At 62.5% G+C, this 21222-nt stretch carries 21 protein-coding genes; 11 read left to right on the forward strand and 10 right to left on the reverse strand.

Annotated features, from left to right (window positions below; genetic code table 11):
* Positions 1-164 precede the first annotated feature (164 nt).
* Together FKV68_RS13190 and FKV68_RS13195 are read left to right on the forward strand one after the other, a co-directional pair.
* Entirely contained in the window at positions 165-839 is a 675-nt protein-coding gene (locus FKV68_RS13190; protein WP_180938267.1) for a glutathione S-transferase family protein, read from the forward strand.
* A 77-nt stretch (positions 840-916) separates the two neighbouring features.
* Positions 917-1966: an aldo/keto reductase gene (locus tag FKV68_RS13195; protein ID WP_180938268.1), complete on the forward strand. Its 1050-nt coding sequence runs from the start codon at positions 917-919 to the stop codon at positions 1964-1966.
* Positions 1967-1984: 18 nt separating this feature from the next.
* Here the strand turns inward: FKV68_RS13195 and FKV68_RS13200 are convergent, their stop codons facing one another.
* Positions 1985-3835 (reverse strand): adenylate/guanylate cyclase domain-containing protein, encoded by a 1851-nt coding sequence (locus FKV68_RS13200; protein WP_180938269.1) that lies wholly within the window; start codon positions 3833-3835, stop codon positions 1985-1987.
* 227 nt (positions 3836-4062) lie between these two features.
* Here FKV68_RS13200 and FKV68_RS13205 point away from each other — a divergent pair, with 227 nt between their 5' ends.
* The 3 genes from FKV68_RS13205 to FKV68_RS13215 all read left to right on the forward strand — a co-directional run bounded on the left by FKV68_RS13205 (position 4063) and on the right by FKV68_RS13215 (position 5997).
* Positions 4063-4794 carry a cysteine hydrolase family protein gene (locus FKV68_RS13205; RefSeq protein WP_180938270.1) on the forward strand — a complete coding sequence of 244 codons (732 nt, stop codon included), beginning with the start codon at positions 4063-4065 and terminating at the stop codon, positions 4792-4794.
* Positions 4795-4894: 100 nt separating this feature from the next.
* Positions 4895-5299 carry an antitoxin Xre-like helix-turn-helix domain-containing protein gene (locus tag FKV68_RS33095; RefSeq protein ID WP_180938271.1) on the forward strand — a complete coding sequence of 135 codons (405 nt, stop codon included), beginning with the start codon at positions 4895-4897 and terminating at the stop codon, positions 5297-5299.
* On the forward strand, positions 5296-5997 hold the full coding sequence (locus FKV68_RS13215) for an RES family NAD+ phosphorylase (protein ID WP_180938272.1): 702 nt from the start codon (positions 5296-5298) through the stop codon (positions 5995-5997). Before FKV68_RS33095 ends, FKV68_RS13215 begins: the two co-directional genes overlap by 4 nt.
* A gap of 1 nt (position 5998) precedes the next feature.
* Here FKV68_RS13215 and FKV68_RS13220 read toward each other — a convergent pair whose 3' ends face one another.
* Complete coding sequence (locus FKV68_RS13220; protein WP_180938273.1) at positions 5999-6685, reverse strand: TetR/AcrR family transcriptional regulator; 687 nt, start codon at positions 6683-6685, stop codon at positions 5999-6001.
* A gap of 251 nt (positions 6686-6936) precedes the next feature.
* On the opposite strand from FKV68_RS13220, the gene FKV68_RS13225 reads away from it, so the two are divergent.
* From FKV68_RS13225 to FKV68_RS13235, 3 genes are read left to right on the forward strand one after another with little or no spacing between them, the layout of a single operon-like run.
* Positions 6937-7914, forward strand: coding sequence for an efflux RND transporter periplasmic adaptor subunit (locus FKV68_RS13225; RefSeq protein ID WP_180941499.1), 978 nt, complete (start codon positions 6937-6939; stop codon positions 7912-7914).
* Positions 7915-7921: 7 nt separating this feature from the next.
* On the forward strand, positions 7922-9163 hold the full coding sequence (locus FKV68_RS13230; RefSeq protein WP_180938274.1) for an ABC transporter permease: 1242 nt from the start codon (positions 7922-7924) through the stop codon (positions 9161-9163).
* Positions 9160-9858: an ABC transporter ATP-binding protein gene (locus tag FKV68_RS13235; RefSeq protein ID WP_180938275.1), complete on the forward strand. Its 699-nt coding sequence runs from the start codon at positions 9160-9162 to the stop codon at positions 9856-9858. The genes FKV68_RS13230 and FKV68_RS13235 overlap by 4 nt, the downstream gene beginning before the upstream one ends.
* 60 nt (positions 9859-9918) lie before the next feature.
* Here FKV68_RS13235 and FKV68_RS13240 read toward each other — a convergent pair whose 3' ends face one another.
* The 3 genes from FKV68_RS13240 to FKV68_RS13250 all read right to left on the reverse strand — a co-directional run bounded on the left by FKV68_RS13240 (position 9919) and on the right by FKV68_RS13250 (position 14402).
* A complete protein-coding gene (locus FKV68_RS13240; RefSeq protein ID WP_180938276.1) occupies positions 9919-11913 on the reverse strand; it encodes an acyltransferase family protein in 1995 nt (664 codons plus the stop codon).
* A 572-nt stretch (positions 11914-12485) separates the two neighbouring features.
* Positions 12486-12935 (reverse strand): nuclear transport factor 2 family protein, encoded by a 450-nt coding sequence (locus tag FKV68_RS13245; protein WP_180938277.1) that lies wholly within the window; start codon positions 12933-12935, stop codon positions 12486-12488.
* Positions 12936-13175: 240 nt separating this feature from the next.
* On the reverse strand, positions 13176-14402 hold the full coding sequence (locus FKV68_RS13250) for an aminotransferase-like domain-containing protein (RefSeq protein ID WP_180938278.1): 1227 nt from the start codon (positions 14400-14402) through the stop codon (positions 13176-13178).
* Positions 14403-14712: 310 nt separating this feature from the next.
* Between FKV68_RS13250 and FKV68_RS13255 the strand changes: the two genes are divergently transcribed.
* From FKV68_RS13255 to FKV68_RS13265, 3 genes are all read left to right on the forward strand, one after another.
* Positions 14713-15705 carry a threo-3-hydroxy-L-aspartate ammonia-lyase gene (locus FKV68_RS13255; RefSeq protein WP_209647373.1) on the forward strand — a complete coding sequence of 331 codons (993 nt, stop codon included), beginning with the start codon at positions 14713-14715 and terminating at the stop codon, positions 15703-15705.
* A 100-nt stretch (positions 15706-15805) separates the two neighbouring features.
* Positions 15806-16420 carry a class I SAM-dependent methyltransferase gene (locus tag FKV68_RS13260; RefSeq protein WP_180938279.1) on the forward strand — a complete coding sequence of 205 codons (615 nt, stop codon included), beginning with the start codon at positions 15806-15808 and terminating at the stop codon, positions 16418-16420.
* A 473-nt stretch (positions 16421-16893) separates the two neighbouring features.
* Complete coding sequence (locus tag FKV68_RS13265) at positions 16894-17655, forward strand: bestrophin-like domain (RefSeq protein WP_180938280.1); 762 nt, start codon at positions 16894-16896, stop codon at positions 17653-17655.
* Positions 17656-17700: 45 nt separating this feature from the next.
* Here FKV68_RS13265 and FKV68_RS13270 read toward each other — a convergent pair whose 3' ends face one another.
* The 5 genes from FKV68_RS13270 to FKV68_RS13290 form a co-directional block, all read right to left on the reverse strand.
* Positions 17701-18021: a hypothetical protein gene (locus FKV68_RS13270; protein ID WP_425347639.1), complete on the reverse strand. Its 321-nt coding sequence runs from the start codon at positions 18019-18021 to the stop codon at positions 17701-17703.
* A 77-nt stretch (positions 18022-18098) separates the two neighbouring features.
* On the reverse strand, positions 18099-18749 hold the full coding sequence (locus FKV68_RS13275) for a L,D-transpeptidase (protein ID WP_425347640.1): 651 nt from the start codon (positions 18747-18749) through the stop codon (positions 18099-18101).
* A 47-nt stretch (positions 18750-18796) separates the two neighbouring features.
* On the reverse strand, positions 18797-19744 hold the full coding sequence (locus FKV68_RS13280; RefSeq protein ID WP_180938282.1) for an ABC transporter substrate-binding protein: 948 nt from the start codon (positions 19742-19744) through the stop codon (positions 18797-18799).
* A gap of 337 nt (positions 19745-20081) precedes the next feature.
* Positions 20082-20744: a CBS domain-containing protein gene (locus tag FKV68_RS13285; protein ID WP_180938283.1), complete on the reverse strand. Its 663-nt coding sequence runs from the start codon at positions 20742-20744 to the stop codon at positions 20082-20084.
* 132 nt (positions 20745-20876) lie between these two features.
* Positions 20877-21122: a DUF982 domain-containing protein gene (locus FKV68_RS13290; RefSeq protein WP_245181901.1), complete on the reverse strand. Its 246-nt coding sequence runs from the start codon at positions 21120-21122 to the stop codon at positions 20877-20879.
* Positions 21123-21222 lie beyond the last annotated feature (100 nt).

The following is a 21222-nucleotide window of genomic DNA, read 5'->3' on the forward strand; positions in this document are numbered from 1 at the left end:
AGCCCGAGGATGACGGAGCAAGGGGAAGCCGCGGATAAAAGCCCCCTGGTTGCTGACGGCGAGACGCGCCGCGGCTGGAACCCTCCGGCTCCCCTTTTTCCCACCGCGATTGCGCCCTATAGTCATGGCGCGACGGCATCGGCCCGAACACGAGGGATTTCGACATGGCGCTTACACTCTATCTCCATCCGCTCGCCTCCTTTTGCCACAAGGTGCTGATTGCACTTTACGAGACCGGAACGCCCTTCGAAAACCAGCTGGTCGACCTCGCGGATGCGGACGAGCATGCCCGCTTCCTCGACCTCTGGCCGGTCGGCAAGATTCCGGTGCTGCATGACGACGCCCGCCACCAGACTGTGCCGGAAACCTCGATCATCATCGAATATCTCGAACGCCACTATCCCGGCAGGAATCCGCTTATTCCGCTCGACGCAGCGCAGGCCCTCGAAGCGAGGCTCTGGGATCGCTTCTTCGACCTCTATGTCCAGGTGCCGATGCAGAAGATCGTCACGGACAAGCTGCGGGCGACCGGCGAGAACGACCGACGCGGCGTCCTCGATGCGCGCGCGGCACTCCCTGTCGCCTATGACATGCTAGAACGGCAGGTGGCCGACAGGACTTTCGCAATCGGCGAGAGCTTCACGATTGCCGACTGCGCCGCCGCTCCCGCCCTCTTTTATGCCGGCATCGTCGTGCCTTTCGACGGCACGCATCCCAATCTCGCCGCCTATTTCGAACGCCTGCTCGAACGCCCCTCCTTTCAGCGCACGCTCGCCGAGGCGCGACCTTACTTCCCCTTGTTTCCTTACCACGACGCGATTCCCGCCCGCTTCCTTTGATTCACGGGTGCCACCGCCGCCGGCAATATGCGGTAGAATGCACACGACACGGTCGAAAACCACGGAAGGATCGGGAAATGGAATACCGCCTGCTCGGCCGCTCGGGCCTGAAAGTCTCGACGATCACCATGGGCACCATGACCATCGGCGGCGAAGGCAAGTTCGCCCAGGTCGGCAATGTCGGCCTCGACGAAGCGCGCCGCTATGTCGATCTCTGCCTCGATGCCGGCGTCAACCTGATCGACACCGCCAATGTCTATTCCGCCGGCGCATCGGAGGAGATCATCGGTGAGGTGCTCGGCGGCAAGCGCAAGAACGGCGTGCTGATCGCCACCAAGGCGCGCTTTTCCATGGGGCCGGGCCCGAACGACGGCGGCCTCTCGCGCCATCACCTGATCAGCGAATGCGAGGCGAGCCTGAAGCGGCTGAAGACGGACGTCATCGACCTCTACCAGGTGCATCAATGGGACGGCCAGACGCCGCTCGAAGAAACGGTTGCCGCGCTGGACACGCTCGTCAACCAGGGCAAGGTGCGCTACATCGGCTGCTCCAACTATTCCGGCTGGCACATCATGAAGGCGCTCGGCATCAGCACGCACGAGCATCGCCAGCGCTTCGTCAGCCAGCAGATCCACTACACCCTCGAAGCCCGTGAGGCCGAATACGAGCTGATCCCGATCGCGATCGACCAGGGTCTCGGCGTGCTCGTCTGGAGCCCGCTCGCCGGCGGCCTGCTTTCCGGCAAGCACCGCCGCGGCCAGACGCCGGAAGGCACGCGCCAGCTCGCCGGCTGGAACGAGCCGCCGATCCGCGACGAGCAGCGCCTGTGGAAGATCGTCGACATGCTGGTAGCGATTGCCGGCGAGCGCGGCGTCTCGCCCGCGCAGGTGGCGCTCGCCTGGCTTATCGGCCGCAAGGGCGTCACCTCCGTCATCATCGGTGGACGCAAGGAGGAACAGTTCCGCGACAACCTCGCCGCCGCCGGCCTCAAGCTCACCGACGAGGAGCGCGAATTGCTCGACGCCGTCAGCCTGCCGCCGGTGATCTATCCCTATTGGCACCAGCTATGGACCGCCAAAGACCGCCTCGGCGAGGCCGACCTGTCGTTGCTCGGGCCGCATGTCTGAGGAGACATTGCGGCATGCCTACTTCGCCGCCGCCTTTAGAAGCTCCTGGAAACGTGGGTGATCGCGGATCGAATCGAGATCCGAATCGTTCCAGATCCAGGCGTGAAGTTCAGGCGAGACGAGCGGAAGGGAGTGTTCCAGCAGCTCCATAGCCAGCTCGCGCTCTCCAAGCAGCGCGTAGGCGCAGGCGTTGTTGTAGCATGCCCGCGCGTCCTCCGGGTCGATGGCGTTGACCCGCGCAATCAAGTCCAGCGCGCGCTCGCGGTCTCCGAGCGCCGCGCATGTGCATGCCCCAAGTTGGGCGGCATCGGAGCTTTCCGGGTGCAACACCATGCTCCGCTCCACACGCTCCAGGCCAATCCTGATGAGCCTTTCCTTCTCTTCCCACTGGCCGAGACGGTCCAGCGCGTTTCCGGCAAGAACGGGAGAGCGGTAGTCGTCGGGGCGGATCTCGGCGGCGCGCTCGTAATGCGCGACTGCTTTCTCGTAGTCGCACCGGACAAAGCAGTGGCGTGCATAGAAATAGTGCGCTTCGTGGGAGTTCGGATCAAGCGCGAGCGCCCGCTCGAAAGCGAGGGCAGCCTCCTCGTAGCGCCCCACCGTCGAGAGCGCGTAGCCGTGGGATGCGTGCACCTCCGGTAGATCGGGATCGAGCTCGAGTGCCTTGGCGCAATTTTCGAGGAGGTATTCCGGCGGGATATTTACGCCGTGGAATCCGCAAAGGAAGGAGTCGCAGTCGGCAATACCGGCATAGGCGCGCGCGAAACGCGGATCGAGCTCCGCCGCGTAGGTGAACATCCGCCGGGCATGCTGCAGCGAGGCTTTCGTCATCGTGTGGAAAAGCTCTCGCCCCTTGAGGCAATAGTTGTAAGCCTCGACGCTTGCCGTGGCAGGCTGTTCGATCGCCTTCCTCTCCCTCGGCAGCAGCCTGATCCTTAGTTGCGTGACGATCGCCTCGGTGATCTCGTCCTGGATGTCGAAGATGTCGGTGAGGTCCCGATCGTAACGCTCGGCCCAGACGTGCCGCCCGTCGCTGCCATCGATCAACTGTCCGGTGATGCGTACACGCTGGCCCGCCTTGCGCACACTTCCTTCCAGCAGGAAGCTGACGCCGAGTTCGGCGGCGACGCGCTGCGCCGTCACCCGCGTGCCTTTGTAGGCGAAGACCGTGTGCCGGGCGACGACGGAAAGGCCCGAGATTTTCGAGAGATCCGTGATGATGTCCTCGGTAATGCCGTCCGAAAAATACTCCTGCGCGGGATCATCGCTCATATTGTTGAACGGCAGCACGGCGATGGACGGCTTGTGCGCCGTTGCCGGCACCCGGTCAGATCGGTCGCTTGCCGCTTGCGAGGCATCGATAACGACATTGTAGACCCTGACCGGACGTTCGATGTTCTTCAGGAGCTGTTCGCCGGCATCCTCGAAGATGAGATCGAGCCGGTTGCCGACATGTTCGCGCACGGCCGCCGACACCGCCACGCCACCCGGCGTCGCGAAGCTCTCGATCCGCGCCGCAATGTTGACGCCGTCGCCGAAGATGTCGTCATTCTCGACGATCACGTCGCCAATGTTGACACCGATGCGAAACTCGATCCGCCGGTCCGCCGGCACGGCCGAATTGCGCGCACGCATCCCTTTCTGGATCTTGGCGGCGCAATCGACAGCGCTTACCACACTCTCGAACTCGACCAGCATGCCGTCGCCGATCAGCTTGACGATGCGCCCCTGATGGTCTGCGACCATGGCGTCCACGAACTCCGCCCGATGCGCCGTCAGCGCCGCGAGCGTTTCCGCCTCGTTTGCTCCCATGAGGCGACTGTAGCCGGCCACGTCGGCCGAAAGGATCGTGGTGAGGCGACGCTTCATCGAAAGGCCTCTCCTTCGGAGAGATGAAACTTATCAGGTTTAAGCCCGGAACGGCACCAGAATCAGGTTTGCGTCCAACGGCAGCGGCGCGCCGGTTAGAGCCGTCCGCATCGCGATTGCGGGCGTTGAAAAGAAAGGCGGCCGCGACAACCTTGGCGCGGCCGAGCGCAGGTCATGATATACAGTTAGCAACAGGAAGCGGCGCCCTCGTCTTGATGGAGGATGTGATGCAGGCAATCATTGTCGATGCGAAGCCTCAACCGGTCTCGATTGATCCCGCAAAGGCCGCGATTCTCGTCGTGGACATGCAGAATGATTTCGGCTCCGAAGGAGGCATGTTCCACAGGGCCGGAATCGACATTTCGGGCATTCGGCAGGCCGTCGGCCCGACGGCGACCGTCATAGCCGCCGCTCGCGATCTGAACATTCCCATCGTCTATCTGAAGATGGGCTATCGTCCCGACCTCTCCGACCTAGGCTCGTCGGACGCCCCCAACCGGCTGAGGCACCTCCATCTCTTCGGGGTCGGAGAAACGATCACTGCCCCGAACGGCAAAGATGGCCGCATTCTGATCCGCGACACATGGGGAACGGACATCGTCGACGAACTCGCGCCGGCGGCAGGCGATGTCGTTCTCTACAAAACCCGGTTCAGCGGCTTCTACGAGACCGAGCTCGATGCCGTTCTGAAGTCGGCGGGCGTCAAGCACCTCATCGTCACCGGATGCACGACAAGCGTATGTGTCGAGTCGACCATCCGCGATGCCTTCTTCCGGGATTATCACTGCCTTCTGCTCACCGATTGCACCAGCGAGCCGATCGCTCGCGACGCCCCGAGAAGCAATCACGATGCCTCGGTCACGCTCGTGGAAATACTCTTCGGCTGGACATCGACCTCCGACCACTTCCTCCAAGCGGTCGGGACGCGTGCACAGGGCAGTCTTGAAGTGGCCGAATAGCGCTCGGCAGCTTTGGTCCGCCGCATAGGCAAAAATATCGTCCCTTGAAATGCGAGATTTATATCATATGATATGATGAAGCAAGTCAGAGGAGACGATCATGTCGAACCTTCAGCGCGCGATCGTCCCGGATCGCGGCGCGGCGAAACAGGAAGAAGCCGTCATCGTCAAGGCGGTGGTGCGCGCCTGCGAGTTCTGGAAGCTGACCAACAAGGAGTCAGCCGAGCTCTTCGACGTGCCGATCGCCACCTGGAACCGCATGAAGGCCGGCGACTTCCGGGGCAAGCTCGACCAGGACAAGCGGACGCGCGCGAGCCTGATCGTCGGCATTTTCAAGGGACTGCGGCTCTTCTTCAACGGCCCCCTCACCTATGACTGGCCGAAATCGGCCAATACCGGCCCGGTCTTCAGCGGCAAGACGCCGGTCGCCACGATGATCGAGGGCGGTATCCCCGCGATGCTCCGCGTCCGCCGCTATGTCGACGGCCTGCGCGGTGGTCTATGATCCCCGAGATCGACTTCACCGATCCCGCCACCGTCCGGCTGATCTCGACCGCCTATATCACAGAGCCGGCAGTAAAGCCGCTTTGCGACAACGAGGACGAGCTGGAGATCCTCAACCGGCTGGAGGCGCAGACCTCGGCGCGGCTGAGTCCTGTTGCGCTTCCGTCCGGCGTGAGCCCGGCCGAACTCTTGAATGAATCCTTCGGCTATGGCTGGTCGCTGATCAACGCCGCGTTCTGCCATGCCCGTCCGCCGGGCAATCGCTTCAATGGCGAGGAGCGCGGCGCCTGGTATTGTGCTTTCGGGACGTTGGCGAGCGAGACCTGCCAGGCGGAAATCATCTTCCACCGCACGCGGGCGCTACGCGACGCCGGCAATTTCCACGACATCGGCCACTATCGCGAACTGATCGCCGGCTTCCTCTGCCGCTTCCATGACGTGCGTGGCGAAACCGGCGCGGCCTATCTCGATCCCGATCCGGCAATCGCCTATCCGGCCGGCCAGGCGCTCGCCGGCACCATCCTCGCAGAGGGCGGCAATGGCGTGATCTACCCCTCGGCCCGCCATCCAGAAGGCGAATGCCTTGCCGTGTTCCGCCCCTCGGTCATCCAGAAGATCCGCCAGGGCCGCACGATCACCTTCGAATGGACCGGCTCGCCAGTGCCGAGGGTCTTGAGCGATATGGCTAGAGCGGAATGAGCTAGGCCGCAAGAAACGCACGGGCAAAGCCTGGTTCCGTGACCTGAATAGATCCTTCCGGGAGTTTCAGAACCCGCTCCACAGCCAGACCATAGCTCTGCATCCAACTATCGAGCATGGCCGCAGCGCTCTCGACGTCGCCGGCTTCCGCCTGCTGCAGGGCGCGGTACATGACCTTCGCGACACCGAGCCTCAGATTGAGCAGCATCAGTGCCATCGCTTCGGGATCGGGTGCATCAAGGCTTCCCTCCTCCTGGCCCCGCCTCAGGATTTCCGTCATGAACGGCAGGGTGACCTCGGTCAGCGCCTCGTCGATGCGATGGTAAAGCACGGTGTTTTCAGGTTTGAAGAGCGCATTGAACGTGTTCTTCAATTGCGGGGCCATGTCCACCTTCATGCGCCGCGAATTGGCAAAAAGCGCGTTCAGGCGGCCGACGGCGTCGAGAGACGGATCCTCGATGAGCGGCCGCATCTCGTCCAGGCTCTGACGGGCCATCCGCGCCGCAAGCGCCTCCAGCAGCGCCTCCTTGGATGCGAAGTAGTGGTAGAAGGCGCCTTTGGAGAGACCCGCCTCCCGGATGACGTCGTTGACCGTGGTATTCTCGTATCCATGTTCGAAGAAGAGACGCTGCGCGCAATCGATAAGCTCGTTCGTTCGAACATCCGGCGATTTTATAATTCGGGGCATGGGTCGTCCTGGAATGGGGCCGCGACGTCCTTATAGGTGATATCGAGCCGTGCGAAACCCTGCAGTGGAACTATCACTTGATAATAGACCGACGGTCGGTCTATTACTAGAGTGCCTCTGGCTCCCGAGGTGAATGCTCCAGATCAAAGCCGCATGCGCGCTTTGCGCGTTTAATCGAGGCGATCTGAGGCAGGCATCGGGTTTCGTGGAGAGATTTCGTGCGGTTGAAGCGTTATGCAATCGGTTTTGCAATGGCCGCGGTGGTAGGTGCGGCGGCTTACTGGTACGTCTCCCGTCCGGCGCCCGTGACAGTGGTGACGCCGAAGCGCGGCGATGCGGCCGAAATCGTCTATGCCAGCGGCGTCGTGGAACCGCGTATCTGGGCGAAAGTCACCCCCACCGTGCGCGAGCGGATCGTCGAGCAATGCAATTGCGAGGGCGAGCGCGTGGAGAAGGGCCACGTGCTCGCACGCCTCGACGACACCGAGGCGCGCGCCACGCGCGGCGAACTCCAGGCGCGCCTGTCGCTGGCGCAGGAGGAATATCGCCGCAAGCTCGCTCTTTCGGCGCGCAACACGATCAGCGTGCAGGAGGTCGACAGGGCCCGCACCGAAGTGGCGCAGTTGGAAGCATTGGTGGCGGCCCAGCAGGCACGGCTCGCAAGCTACGTGCTGCGCGCGCCGAGCGCCGGGCAGGTGCTGCGCCAGGACGGCGAGATCGGCGAGGTCGCGGAACTCGGCACCGTGCTCTTCTGGGTCGGCGAACCGAAGCCGCTGATCGTCACGGCCGAGGTGAACGAGGAGGACATCCCACGCGTCGAGGTAGGCCAGCGGGCGCTGTTGCGGTCTGACGCGTTTGCCGGCCGTGAACTGGAGGCGGTCGTCGACAGCATCACGCCGAAGGGCGATCCCGTTACGAAGACCTACCGCGTCCGTTTCCGCCTGCCCGACGACACGCCGCTCAGGATCGGCATGTCCACCGATGTCAACGTGATCGTGCGCCAGTCGCCGAACGCATTGATCCTTCCCTCGGGCGCAGTCAGCGGCAAGCGGGTCGCCGTGGTCGAGGGCGACGACGTGCGCTTGCGCGAGATCGAGATCGGCATACGCGGCACGGGCGGCGTCGAGGTTCTTTCAGGACTTGAGGAGACAACACAGGTCATCGCCCCCTTCCCCGCTGAGCTTGCCGAGGGCACGCGCGTGACCATTGCGGGAGGCGGCAGCAACTGAGGCCATCATGCACCTGATCCTCGATATCGCCTGGACGCATATCGCCGGACGCGGCCGCCAGACCGTCGTCGCGATAGTGGGCGTGGCGGTCGGCGTCGGCTTCTCCATTGCGATGGCGGCGCTGATGCAGGGCGGCCAGGACGATTTCGTTCGCCAGCTCGTAGATACCATGCCGCACGTGGAGGTGAGCGACGAGCAGCGTTCGGCGCGCCGGCAACCGGCGGAGGACGTCTTCGAGGTCGCCGCCATATCGGGCTTGCGGCCGCGCGACGACCGCCGCGGCATCATCAACCCGACGGCCGCGCAATCCTGGCTCGATGAATGGATCCCGGGTCGGTTCGCCGCAACGCTCCATGCAGAGGGCGTCATCCGTTATTCCGGCCGCGAGGTCGGCGCCGTGGTGATCGGCATCGATCCGGAGAGGGAAGCGAGCGTCTCGCCGATCGTCGAGGATTTCCGCGAGGGAAGCTTCGCCGCGCTCACCGCCGGCGGCAACAATGTCGTGATCGGCGATACGATGGCGTCGAGACTGGGCGCCGGGCTCGGTGATACGATCACCGCGGTCTCGTCCGAGGGGCTCACCCGCAACTTCAAGATCGTCGGACTGTTTCACACCGGAACCACCGCGCGCGACGAGGGCGAGGCCTATGTGCTGCAGAAGAATGCCCAAATCCTGTCCAACCGGCCGAACGCGATCAACCGGATCAGCATCAAGCTCGACGATCCAAATGCCGCCCCCACGATTGCACGACGCGTCGAGGCGGAACTCGGCTACAAGGCGGTTGCCTGGCAAGAAGCGAACGAATCCATTCTGGAGGCGCTCGTGGTCCGCAACATCATCATGTACACGGTCGTAGCCGCCATCATGCTTGTCGCCGGCTTCGGCATCTTCAATATCATCTCGACCATCACCCACGAGAAGGCGCGCGACATCGCCATCATGAAATCGCTCGGCTTCTCGGAAGCCGACATGCGGCGCCTCTTTGTGCTCGAAGGGCTGGCAATCGGCGGCGCCGGTTCGCTCCTCGGTTGGGCGCTCGGGTTCTCGATCACCTACGCGCTTTCTCTCGTGCACTTCGAAATCGCTGCGACCGGCCAGGAAATGACGCGGCTGCCGATTGCCTGGAGCATGCTCCACTACCTGATTGCGACGGCCTCCGCGGTCGGCTCCGCGGCGGTTGCCGGCTACCTGCCGGCCCGGCGCGCGGCCCATCTCAATCCGGTCGACATCATAAGGGGCGCGACATGACGACCCTGATCGAGACGACCGACCTCACACGCATTCTCCACGAGACGGTGCCGGTCACGCTGGTGAGGGATGTCACCCTCAGCATCGGCGAGCGCGAATTCGTCGCGGTGACCGGCCCCTCCGGGTCGGGAAAGTCGTCGCTCCTCTATCTCCTGGGCCTGCTCGACCGACCGAGCGCGGGAACACTCAAGATTCGCGGCCGCGATGCCGAACCGATGAGCGAGAAGGAGCGTGCCGCGACGCGCCTCGCCAATATCGGCTTCGTTTTCCAGTTCCATTTCCTGCTGCCGGAGTTCACCGCGCGCCAAAACGTCGAGATCCCGATGCGCAAGCTCGCCCGCCTCACCCGCGGCGAGATGCGCGAGCGGGCGACAGCACTGCTCACTTCGCTCGGGCTCGAAGGTCACCTCGACAAGCGGCCCGACCAGCTTTCCGGCGGCCAGCGCCAGCGGGTGGCTGTCGCCAGAGCGCTCGCCAACGATCCGCCGCTCATCCTCGCCGACGAGCCGACGGGCAGCCTCGACAGCAAGAGTTCGGAGCAGGTCTTCGCGATCCTGGAAGCACTCGTCAACGAGCGCGGCAAGACGGTCGTTGCCGTCACCCACGACCTCGACATGGCCGCCCGCATGCATCGACGCATCCATCTCGTGGACGGCCGGATCAGCCAGGAAGAAGGCGCCAGAGCCGGCCTTTAGAGGCGTCCCAAGATGGCAGCGTGCCGCCCGACAATGCGGCTCCCGCACTTCGCGCACAAGCTACTTGTTCCGGGCCGCGCCAACGATCGTCTCTCCGAAAATCGCGCGTTGCAGAGGAGCCGCGAGCGATTCCGCGTAGGGCGTGGCGATGTGGTGACGATCGCGGAAGGTCAGTTTGCCGTCGATGACCGCGGGGCAAGTGGTCTTGCTGCAGAAGAGGTCGACGACGTCGACATAGGAGGCGTGGCCGACTTCCGACACGACCTTCCGTTCCGCTGCCGGGATCGTCTCCTCCACGGCCTCGTTGCGCGGTGTGTCGCAAACGCTGGGGCTGTCGTCCTGCCACAGGGCACGCGCGACACATTTGTCGAGGTAGGATTTGTGCAGCGGGCCGTCCCGGAGCACGACGACGACGCTGCCGGTGTCTTTCAACGTCTCGACCGTACGCTTGATGCCCTTCGCCCAGTCGCTGACCTCGATCTGATAGCTGGATATGTAATTGATGTCGTTTCGGACGTAGCTCGAGGAATACTCCGAAAGAATCACGACATCGGGCTTCAGCGAGGCAATCTGGCCGAACACCAGCTTCCTCCACTCGTCGCACTCGCTGTAGTTCCGCGCCAACACGGTGTTCCAGGTCGTCACACTCGCCGCCGGGCATGACGACTTCAGATAGGTGACGAGCCGCCAGCCATTGTTCTCGGCAATTCGCTTGAGCGGCGTCGACCAGTGATCGGCATGGGAATCGCCGAAGAGAACGATGGTCTTTTTCGAATTCTTGGCGCCGAATTCACAGGCCTTTGGCGCGATCTGGTCCCTTTCGAGCACGCAGGCCGAATCGAATTCCCGCGCCGCCGACTTCCGCTCGGCGCTTGTGAGGACCTGCCGCTGCTCGGAATCGAGGTTGTAGTTTGCCAGGGCTGCGCTTCCGTAGGCGACCGTCGCGCCCGTCGCTGTCAGCATCGCCGCGAGCCCCAGCGACCGGCTGGTCTTGGCCGCCAGCCAGCCGCTATGGCGCACCGGATTTTCGATGAAATGATAACTGAGAAGCGAAAGAACGAGTGTGAGCGCCAGACACAGGAGCCGATCGGCGATCGTCAGGTCCAGATCGAGGATCCCCGCATAGACGATCACCGGCCAGTGCCAGAGATAGAGGGAATAGGAGAGCTTCCCGATCTCCTGGAATGGCTGCAGGGCGAGAACGGATCTCGGCCCGATGCGGCTTTCATGCGCGCCGCTGAGAAGCACCATCACCGTGCCCAACACCGGCACCAGGGCAATCGAGCCCGGAAAGGGAATATCCTCCGTGACGGTCAGATAGGCCGCCGCGATCAGGGCGAGCCCAAGCCAGCCGAGGGCGGGCGAAAAGCGGAACCGCCTTGCCCATTCCTGCGAGACCGCCATCGAAGCAAGGCCACCGGCAGCGAACTCCCAGGCTCTCAGCGGCGAGAAATAGAATGCCCAGGGCTGGGAAATCGCAGTCATCCGCCAGCAAAGCGCAAGGGAAACCACGGCCACGGCAGCAAGCAGAAGGAACGGGTTGCGCTTGCCCGGAAGAAACCGCGCAAGGGCCAGGAGAAGCGCAGGCCAGACGAGATAGAACTGCTCCTCGACCGAGAGAGACCAGTAATGGATAAACGGGTTGTTCGACGCGTCCGACGCAAAATAATCCACGGTCCAGCGAATGAGCCACAGATTGATCATGTAGGACGAAGCAAACAGCGATCCCTTCGAATAAAACTGCTGCTCCGACGGCGAGAGAATGAAGTAGCCGAAAAGCAGCGTCACCAGGATGACGAACAGTGAGGCCGGGAGCAGGCGGCGGGCGCGCCGGGCGTAAAAGCGCCAGAGATTGACCGTGCCGCTCCTGGCGATCTCCTGCTGCAGATGCCTGGTGATCAGGTACCCGGAGATGACGAAGAAGATATCGACGCCGATGAAGCCGCCGGGCAGACCGGTCATGCCGAAATGAAAGGCGACGACACCGGAGACTGCCAAGGCGCGCAGTCCTTCGATGTCCGGGCGAAAGCTTCCTGGGGCCGCTTGCATACTCATACCGCTGATTGTATTTCTCTCAGGCGCCCCAGTCATTCATCGCATGAACAGACCTGGAGGCAAAGGCGTGACTTGACGCGACGCAACATTCTCCGCCGCAACGCAGCACGTCGTCGTGAGGTGATCCTGACCGAAAATGAGGCGGCAATATGGGGCTTTTTTCAATTTTTCTGAAGTTTGCGCAGCTGCCCGCTCGCGAGTAGCTCTCACGCCGTCCGGCGAAACCGGATAATTGTTGCGCGGGCGCCCCTCGGTACCACGCCGCCAAGATGCAATCATTGATTGATCTGCCCAAATAACACGCCCCCTCAAAAAAGGAGGGTCGGCGCGTCGAAAACGCAAGAAACTCAGCGCCCGGCAGCCCTGCCCGACTCGGCGCAGTTACGCAGGGCCTCTCTCAGCGGCACCCGGGATTATTGCCGCTGACGAAGATAGGTAGAGAGACATGCGACTTTGCCGCGCCCGCGGGTCGCTGGCGCTTCCAGAGCTTCAGGAGACACTTGCTCTGCAGCGCCCCGGATCTGATCGCCACGCATGGCGACGAGACCGCCGTGGCCGTGCTACAGGCCCGCCTACGTCGTCACGACAATGCCCGCAAGCGGCACCGACGTGTCCATCGCGGTCGCCACCTCCATCAGCTGCAGTGTGTCGACAAATTCCATGATCTCCACCATCAGCCCGTCCCTGAAGGTGACCTTGTCGATAAATTCGGTTTCGAAACGGGCATCGCTCGGGACGAACCGGACCTCGCCGGCGCGATGGGCGCAAACCGTCTCGCCATCGATATGAAGAGCGAGCGTCGCCACCCTGGAAAGGTCCCAGACGTCCATCAATTCCTTGAAGTTGAGGCGCACGGCATCGCCGCCTTCGATCTTCCGGCACATCGGACCGAGCCGATCGCTTCCGGCGATGCGGAAGCTGCAGGCGGGGTGTACATAGGCCATCAGGGCGTCGAGGTCGTTGTCGTCCCGCGCCTGGTAGATCGCCTGCATGATGTTTTCGAGTTCGCTTCGATCGGTCATGGCAGTCCTCCCCTTTCGGTTACTGCACAACGCACATGAATCGGAAACGATGACAGCCGGCTCCGCTCGTCATGCGAGAGGCTGGGCTGGCTCGCAAGTTTGCCGTCAATCGCCACGGCTGGCAACAGCGAAAGAGACCGCAGGCCCCCGCCACGGCGATCGCGGAGCAGGTACTGCCGACAAAGAGAAAGGCCCGGCGTTTCCGCCAGACCCTTGAAATGCTCGCCTTGTCCTTCGGGCTCAGGCCGCCTCGGCGACCTCACCGCGGATCAAGTCTCCTAGCCGGCGGATGCCCTCTTCGATCATCTTGTCGTTGGCGCAGGAGAAGCTCAGGCGCAGCGTGTTTTCGCCGGACCCGTCGGCGAAGAAGGCGCGGCCGGGGACGAAGGCAACCTTCGCCGTCTGGATCGATTTGGCGAGAAGCGCGGCCCCATCCGTGCCCTTGGGCAGCGTCACCCAGACGAACATGCCGCCTTCCGGCTTGGTCCAGGTCACATCTGCCGGCATGTATCTTTCGAGTGCGGCCAGCATGGCGCTGCGGCGATGCTTGTAGACCTTGTGGATCTTCGCCACCTGCTCGTCGAAGCCGCGCTCGGCAACGGTGCAGATCGCCATCTGGTTGATCGTCGAGGAATGCAGGTCGGCGGCCTGCTTCATCAGCACCAGCTTGCGGATAACAGCTTCGGAGGCGCAGACCCAGCCGACGCGAAGTCCCGGTGCCAGCGTCTTGGAGAAGCTGCCGCAATAGATCGTGCGGGCGCTGTTGATGTCGCCCTTGCGGGCAATTTCCAGCGCCAGGATCGGCGGGATCGCCTCGCCGTCGTAGCGCAGCGACTGATAGGCCGCATCTTCGATGACCGCGACGTCCAGCTCTTCCGCAAGGTCGAGGACACGCTCGCGGCCGGCACGGTCCACCGTCTCGCCGGTCGGGTTGGCGAAATCGGCGGAGAGATAGGCGAACTTCACCCGGCCGCCCGCCTCGGCCGCCTGCTGCCGGTAGGCTTCGGGCGTGCGGTTGCCGCCGGGGTTCAACTGGTCGTAGGCCGGCTCATAGGCATTGAAGGCCTGCAGTGCGCCGAGATAGGTCGGCCACGTGACGAGCGCGGTATCCTTCGGCGACAGGAACAGCTTGCCGAGATAGTCGAGCGCCTGCTGCGAGCCGGAGGTGATGAAGATGTTGTCGACCGTCGCCGGAATGCCAAGCGCCGCCATCTGCTTGGCCAGCCACTCGCGCAGCGGCCGGTAACCCTCGCTTACCGAATACTGCAGTGCCGCGCTGACCGCCGGGCCGCCGAAGATCTCGGCATAGGCCGCCTTGAATTCAGCGTCGGGGAAGAGTTCGGGATCGGGAATGCCGCCAGCGAAGGAAATGATATCGGGACGATCGAGCAACTTCAGAAGCTCACGGATTTCAGAGGCGCGCATCCGGCTCGAACGCGTCGCGAAGATATGGTCCCAATTCAGCATGGGCGGTTTCCTCGAGATCTTTGCAACGGGACCACGGAAGAAGAGGATTTCCGACGTCCCGCGTTTCTTTGTCGATTGTCCGGCGACAGGATCACGTCCGCTATTTTATGTCAACGTTATTGACCTAAATCAGTTCTTTTTTCGTGGTCCAAGGCTTACAAAACAGGTTACTGCCGCATGGTTACTTGCGTGACGTAACGTGAGACATTGGCACATCGCATAGCGCTCGGAGATGTCGCGGGCTATGCTAAATTTCCGAACTCGTGCAAGGTCCTTCAATCCGTAGTGATCCGCTTTCGGGGAGGTTTTCGTGAACGACACGTCGTCAGCGTCCGCTTCGCTCAGGATTCCGACATTCGAGGATGTGCAAGCGGCGCGACAGCGCATTTCCGGCGCCGCGCACCGCACCCCCGTTCTGACATCGCGGACAGCCGACGGAATGGCTGCGGCGTCTCTCTTCTTCAAGGCGGAGAACCTGCAACGCGCCGGCGCCTTCAAGTTTCGCGGCGCGTACAACGCCATTGCCGCACTCGACGAATCTTCCCGACGAAACGGCGTCGTGGCTTTCTCCTCCGGCAACCACGCCCAGGCGCTGGCCTATGCGGCGAAGCTGCAAGGCGTTCCGGCAACGATCGTCATGCCGACGGACGCGCCGGAGATAAAGATCGCCGCGACGAAGGCCTATGGAGCCGAGATCCATTTCTATGACCGGTATACGGAGGATCGTGAGGAAATCAGCCGGCGCCTCGCCGCCGAGCGTGGTGCAGTCTTGGTCCCGCCCTTTGATCATCCGGATGTGATTGCGGGACAGGGTACCGCCGCACTGGAGCTGATCGAGGAGGTCGGAGAGCTCGATCTGCTCGTCGTACCGCTCGGCGGAGGCGGCCTGCTCGCCGGCAGCGCGCTCAGCGCCCGCGCGCTCTCACCCGCCTGCAGGATCATCGGCGTCGAGCCGGAGGCGGGCAACGACGGCCAGCAGTCGCTCAAGAAGGGCGAGATCGTGCGTATCCCGGCGCCGAAATCCATCGCCGACGGCGCGATCGTCACCCACATCGGCGAGCGCAACTTCGCCATCCTGAAACCTACGGTCGACGAGATCGTAACCGTTACCGATCCGCAACTGGTCGAGACCATGCGGTTCTTCGCCGAACGCATGAAGATCATCGTGGAGCCGACCGGTTGCCTCGCCGCAGCAGCCATATTGCAGGGTGTGCTGCCCTGCCCCGGTGCGAGAGCAGGCATTCTCCTCAGCGGCGGAAACGTCGATCTCAAGACGTTCAATGCACTGTTGAGCGCGCGCTAAGCTCTTTCGAGAGATCGCGCATCGGTTCAAGGCCGCGTGAGCCGCTTGTCCGGCATCACTGCCCGTCTTATCAGATGCCCAATAGCGACAAGGAAACGAGATGCCGCCGCTCCGCGACGAGACGAATGCCTTCTACCGCGACAATGCGGCAGCCTATGCAAATCGGGAGCGCAAGGCGCCGGCGGCGCGCCTTGAACACTTCCTCGCAAGGCTCACGCCCGGTGCCCGGATTCTCGAACTCGGCTGCGGCGGCGGACAGGACAGCGCCTATATGCTTGCCAAGGGATACGATGTGGCGCCAACCGACGGCTCACCGGAGCTTGCGGCCGAGGCAGAGCGTCTTCTCGGGCGGCAGGTCGACGTCGTCCGGTTTGACGAGATCGCATGGCGCGACGTTTTCGACGCGGTCTGGGCCGAAGCGTGCCTTCTTCACGTGCCGCGTGCCGAGCTTGCTGGCGTGCTTGCCCGCATCCTGCGCGCACTGAGAGGCGGCGGGATTCTTCATGCCAGTTTCAAGGCTGGAAACGGCGAAGGCCACGATCGTTTCGGACGCTACTACAACTATCCTTCGCGGGACTGGCTGATGCCGCTGTTCAAGAGGAACGGTTGGGCGAACGTGGATATCCTGGAAGCGGATGGGGGCGGCTACGACGGAGAGCCGACCCGCTGGCTGCACGTGTCGGCCGCAAAACCGATTTCATCAGAACAACAGTGAATACGGCCGGACCATGTCCGGCCAGCAAGGCTTTCAGCCTGGATATCGCTCTCAGGCCTCCCCCTCGTCCCAGTAGCTGCAGATCAGCAGGAAGCAGATCGCAACCAGGATGAAGAAATCGAAGAGAGCGAAGTGCTGCAGAATCGTCGTCATTACGCTTCCTCCCGCCAACAAACACATCAGAACACAAATCGGGCTCCACAGGAAGAAGAAATTCCGAATAATACTTGAAGCATTTATTGTTTAGCAAAGTATATACTGCGTCGCACAATAAAATACTGCAACGCACAATGCACTGTTCGCGGCAAGGATGGACCGATTTAGCCAGAACTAGCGCACGGAAAGGCACGCGGCTTCCCTGCCGAGACTGCGTGTCAAAGATATTTTCCCGCTGAGCCCGCGGATTCCACGCTTGCAATATTGAGGACATAGCGTGCAAAGCTGTCGGTCAGCGAGCGCGCAAGGGTACAAACATGACCGCGTTGATTATTTCGTCCGCCGTCTTCGTGAGTTTGTGCATTGCGTCGTTTGCCACCATGCACTTCCACCCGAAACTTCCGCTGCGGCACCGGGACGACGATACAAACACCGTCGTGCGACTCGTTGCGAATATTTTCGTGGTCATGACCTCGCTGGTCTTCGGTCTCATGATCAATTCCGCGAAAAACACGTTTGAAAACATCGACGCCAATGTTCATTCCTATGCGACCAATCTTATCCTGCTCGATAGGACGCTGAGGACGTACGGTCTGGGCGCAAACGACGCCAGGCAGCATCTCATTCGCTACGTCGAAGAGGCGATCGCAAGTCCCGCACGCGCGGACGACACGCTCCGAAACGAAAGGGATACGGCCCGATTTCGCCTGGATATGCTCGGGGAAAGCCTTGCCGCGATCACACCGTCCGACAGTTTTCATGAGTCCATGTTTGCGGGCGCGCGGCAGCAATACAATCGCATCGTCGAACAGCGCTGGACGATTGTCGAACAGTCGGAGGGCGCAATCCCCATGCCGCTCATCGGGATGCTGGGTGCATGGCTGACGCTGATTTTCGCGAGCTTCGGTTATCGGGCGCCGATGAACACCGTGGTCGCCACGATGTTCCTCGTGTCGGCTCTGTTGATCGCCGCTTCCGTCTATCTCGTCCTCGACATGGACATCCCCTTCAGCGGAGCCATCCAGATTTCCGATGCGCCACTACACAGGGCGCTGGCGGAAATGAAAAGCGGAACATGATGACGCGGCGGGCGGAAGCCCGTTACGCCTTTCTCGGGATTGATCTCAGGCCGGCTGCACCGATTTGACGCTGCCGCTGCTGTCGACGACGCAGTTGAACTTGCGCCCGCCGGCATCGACATCGACGGCAAATGTCGTTGCATCGAGCTGGCGCGAACTCATCGGCAGAACCCTGGCGCCGCTGGCTTGCGCAACGACGGCATTGGCGCAGATGAGCTGCAGGTCCGCTGGAGCGGTCTGCAGGCTTGTGCGGGCCATGTTCTGGGGCTCAGGCGTCGATGACTGGCATCCGCCGAGAAGCGAGAGGCCGACGACAACAAATGCGCAGCGCGCGATCGAATATGCGTTCAACTTGGTCGTCGACAAATCCTCACCTCCAGATGTCGCCTTCGCTGGCCCTTGTTTACACGCCCTTGCTCACACGCCCTGTTCAGACGCCCTGTTCAGACGCCCTTGTAGAGCGCCGCCCCCTGCATCAGCACGATGACCTTGGCGCCAATTTTGACGCGGGAATGCAGATCGACGATGTCGTCGTTGTTCATCCGGATGCAGCCGGAGGAAACGTCGAGACCGATCGTCCAGGGCTCCACCGTGCCATGAATGCGGTAGATCGTGTCGTTCTCGCCTTCGTAGAGGTAGAGCGCCCTCGCCCCCAGCGGATTGTCCGGCCCGCCCGGCATGCCGGCCGCCCATTTTGCCGCGTTCGGGTCACGCGCCACCATCTCGGCGGGCGGCGTCCAGGTCGGCCACTCAGCCGTACGGCCGACGCGAACGATGCCTGCCCAGCCGAAGCCCTCGCGTCCGACGCCGATGCCATAGCGGATCGCCTGGCCGCCGGGCTGGACGAGATAGAGGAAATGCTGGTTGCCATCGATGATGATCGTGCCGGGCGGCTCGGCGGTGCGGAACGTCACGACCTGGCGGCGAAAGGCCTCCGGCACCTGCTTGTTGCGCGCGAAATACTGCCGCGCCTTCCGCTTGTCGTAGTCGACCCATTTCTTCGTGCGGGCGTCGTAGATCTGCGTCGCGGCGAGCGCCGCCAGCGGCCCGAGGCACAGGCCGGCGGCAAGCACGATCAAGCCGATTTTCCGCATCGTCCCGCCACGTTTTACGTCGCCCTCGAGGCTGTCCCGGATCACCGTCATTGCTTTGCCCACCCGTCTATGCGTGCTGCGTTGCCGTCGACCCATTTCTTGGCGTAGTCGGGGGGCGTCTGGCGTTCCACCTCCAGCGCGTAGCTCATCGCCGTCACCTCGTCCGGCGAGAAATCCACCTCCTCCAGGAACTTCGCGATATCGGGATGCTTCTTGCCGAAGGCCGCCGCATAGGCGATGTGGAAATGCGCCGTATCCCAGCCGGTGGCCGCGCTCGACTTGGTGACCCACAGCGGATCGTCCGCCGGCACGATCTTCCATTTCGCCGGGTCATGTGCCGGCTCCTCGATACGTGTGAGCTTGTGCAACTCGAAGACGTGGTGCGGCGCATAGCAATAGAACACCATCGGCCGGGCGGTCGCGACCGCCGCATCGACCGCCGCCATCGCCACCTCCTCCTCGGTTTCGACGAGCGTCAGGTTTGCGGCATAGCCGTAGCTGTTCGCCCGTACGCGCTCTATCCCCGTCGAAAGCCAGGTCGGCGCGCCGATCCACACTTCGCCGCGTCCATCCCCGTCGGTGTCGAGCACTGCGGTCTTCGCCGGATCGCTGAGGTCGGCGATCGTCTTGAGGCCGGCAGCGGCTGCCTCGGGCGTGGCGCAAAGGCCCTGCCACGCCGGAACGGCGCGCCCGCTCAGGACGACGGCACCCTTGTCCGTCACGTATTTCTTGATGAGATCCTCGAAATTCGGCCGCCACACTTCGGGCTGGATGTCGACCTCGCCCTTTTCGAGCCCGACAAAGGCGCTGATCGTGCCGAGTTCGCGCACGTCGGCCTCGAGCCCGAACTTCTTGGCGATGCTCAATTTGAGAATATTGGCCGTTGCCTGTCCGGACGGCCAATTGGGCATGGCGATCACCAGGTCGGCCGCCTCAGCCGGCAGAGCAACAGTTGCGGCGAGCGCGGCTGCGAAGGCGGCCACGCGGAATTTCATGCTTCTCTTCACAGTGCCCTCCGAACAGATTCCCCGAATGCTGCGGCTGATGTCTTGTGAATGAATGCTATGAGTCGAGTCGAAACTTGGAACGTCGCGCTATGTCGGACGCGACCTACGCGTATGCACGCACTTGATCTGACTGCGGGTCGAGGCGACCCGGAGTACTATACAGGCATATCTTGACGGTCGGCAGGATGCACCAGCTTCTTCCCATCCGTCAACTTATCGTTGCTGAGTTTTGGGATTCCTCGCTCCCGTTGGCCCTTGAGGAGCACAACGATCGCCGCAGCGAGGATCATGAGCTCGAACAATAGAGGACCAAGAACGTGGGCCGCTAAATCTCCTGTTCCACGACCAGCCTGTCGACATAACTTTCAACGCCGTTGATATTCTCCATCAGCACCTTGATCGCGCGACGCTCCAGCTCGCTCTTCAACTTGCCTTCAAGCACGGCGCGGCAAGCTTCCACGGTGACCGTGATGTTGCGCAGATCCAGGCCGAGGTCGGAGCGAAGGCGCGCGCGGATCGCGACGGCAAGCGCCTCGTCTCCCCTGACCGCGCCCTCACCGGGAACGTCGACGATCGCACGCAAAAGGTCGACGCGGCTGATGATGCCTACCAGCGTGCCATTGTCCACGACCGGCACGCGCTTTATCTTGTGCTCGAACATCAGTTCGGCAACGGCGCCGATCGGCGCGTCGCGTCCGACGGTGACGACCTCGGTCGACATCAGATCGGTGATGCGCCAGCTGTTGCTGCGGATGTAGCGGTCGAGGTCGACGAGGGCGCTTTCGGCCGCGCCAGTGCCCCCGCCCTTGCCGAGTTCGACACGGCGCAAAAGGTCGCCTTCCGTCAGCATGCCAGCGACCGCACCATCGTCGTCGATGACAGGCAGACCGCTCAGCCCTTTCGTCACCATGGTTTCGATCGCGTGACGTACGCTGCTTGCCGTACTGATCGTCGCCACGTTTGTTGTCATGATTTCATCGGCGCGCATTTTGGCCTCCACCTGTTGCGGGAGAAACGAAAGCACTTTCTGCCTGACGGATTTGTCTGAGAGGAGGAAAGATGCAGGAAATGCCGAACATTTTCAAATCTTTCCGAAGGGCCTAAGCGCGAAATCGGCTTCCTACGGCGCAACGGCAATACCCGCCTCCCTCGATGCATCAAGAAAAGTGATCCGGGCGACGTAAGCCGGGAGATGGCCGCTCAACACCTCCTCGCATGCGGCAACAGCAGTGTGATAGGCAGGCCCCCTCCGCTGCGGCCAAGCCTCCTGCAGCAGGGCGAGAGCCTCGCTTGTGGTCGACACAAATGCCAAACCGCCTTCGCCAGACCTCACGACGACACATTCGTTCCAGGGACCGGCACTCATCATTCGTCTCCCGTTGGGCAGCGCAACTGGACACCGTTGTAAGTAACGTAGCAGCCGCGTTTTTGAAGTCGTGCCCGGGACAGGGAGTGCTGAAAATCTT

The organism is Sinorhizobium mexicanum (assembly GCF_013488225.1).
GTDB lineage: Bacteria > Pseudomonadota > Alphaproteobacteria > Rhizobiales > Rhizobiaceae > Sinorhizobium > Sinorhizobium mexicanum.